This window comes from Methylobacterium sp. WL116 (assembly GCF_008039455.1).
Classification (GTDB): Bacteria; Pseudomonadota; Alphaproteobacteria; order Rhizobiales; family Beijerinckiaceae; genus Methylobacterium.
The window spans coordinates 1-1,227 of record NZ_VRUV01000863.1 but is presented as its reverse complement, the minus strand read 5'-3'; the positions used below and the strand labels follow the sequence as shown (position 1 = coordinate 1,227).

The following is a 1,227-nucleotide window of genomic DNA, read 5'->3' as shown; positions in this document are numbered from 1 at the left end:
GAGGAGCGCCGCCTGCCGGAGGCCGAGACGGCGGCGGCGGTCTACTTCGACATGACCCGCGGCGACGGGGGCGCCGGCACCCGCGCCTTCCTGCGCTCGATCGGGACCGAGCGGATCTCGCCGCTGTTCGAGCAGTCGCTCGGCACGCGCGCGGCGCCGGCCATGGCCGGCATCACCGAGGCGCTGGCGGCGTTCGCCCGCTGGGACGCGTTCCGCAACGCGCAGCTCGCCTTCCTGCAGGGCTACGACGCGGTGCTGTCGCCGGTGGCGCCCTACGTCGCGCCGGCGCACGGCACCAGTTTCGATCCGGCGCTGCAGCGCGGGGTCGGCTACGCCCAGAACCACAACCTCACCGGCTGGCCGGCGGTGGCGGTCCGCGTCGGCACCTCGCCCGAGGGGATGCCGATCGGGGTGCAGGTGGCGGCCCACCCGTGGCGCGAGGACGTGGCCCTCGCCCTCGGCCGTCATCTCGAGGCGAGCTTCGGGGGCTTCGCGCCGCCCGCGATCTGACCGGTCGTCCCTACGCGCCTGGCGCCCAGTCGATCGTCGGGCGCTGCGCCAGGATGCGGTCGAAGTAGTTGGCCACCGCCTGCGCCCCGTCCGCATGCATCATCGCCACCGGGTGGGCGAGGTAGGCGCGGGCCAGCTCCAGCGGCATCTCGCCGGCCTTCAGCGCGTTGAGCACCGCATCGATGAAGGCGTCGTTGGCCTCGTTGAAATCGCTCGACAGCTTCTTGCGGTCGTTCAGGGCCTGGATCGCCATCGCGCATGCTCCGTGCCGCCCCCGCGGCGACGCGGTTCTACGGATGGAGAGGCCGATCGTTCCCGGAGAGGGCGCACCCGTCTCGGGATCGCTGGAGGGCCTTCCGGACGGCCTGTCGTGGTTCTGTCGTCGAAATCGGAGAAAGTTCCGTTTTGGCTGTTGACGGGGCACTGAGCGGTCCGTATACCCCGCTCATCGGCAACGGGGCGGCGGCGACGCGGTTCTCCGGGGCTGGTATCACCTCCGACGGATTGGCTGGGCAGGCCGGTGGAAACCGGGCGCTCTGCTGTTTTTGTCGGTTGTGAGTGTCGGGTCCGGGTTTCGGCGGTGCCGAAGACGGGGTTGACAGGGTATCGGCGGGGGCTTAGACGCCTCCCACCGCTGAGGCGGACCACCGACTGGTTGGTTCGGTATCACGGGTTTCCAAGACGGGCAAGGTGGTTTCGGGGCATTATGCTCTGGGA

Annotated in this window: 2 protein-coding genes; one reads left to right on the top strand and one right to left on the bottom strand. The window is 70.6% G+C overall.

Annotation, left to right across the window (positions count from 1 at the left end):
- On the top strand, positions 1–510 hold a 510-nt coding region (locus FV223_RS28015), incomplete at its 5' end, for an amidase family protein (RefSeq protein ID WP_246689845.1).
- A 10-nt stretch (positions 511–520) separates the two neighbouring features.
- Here the strand turns inward: FV223_RS28015 and FV223_RS28010 are convergent.
- Positions 521–763, bottom strand: coding sequence for a hypothetical protein (locus FV223_RS28010; protein WP_147729926.1), 243 nt, complete (start codon positions 761–763; stop codon positions 521–523).
- Positions 764–1,227: the final 464 nt, after the last annotated feature.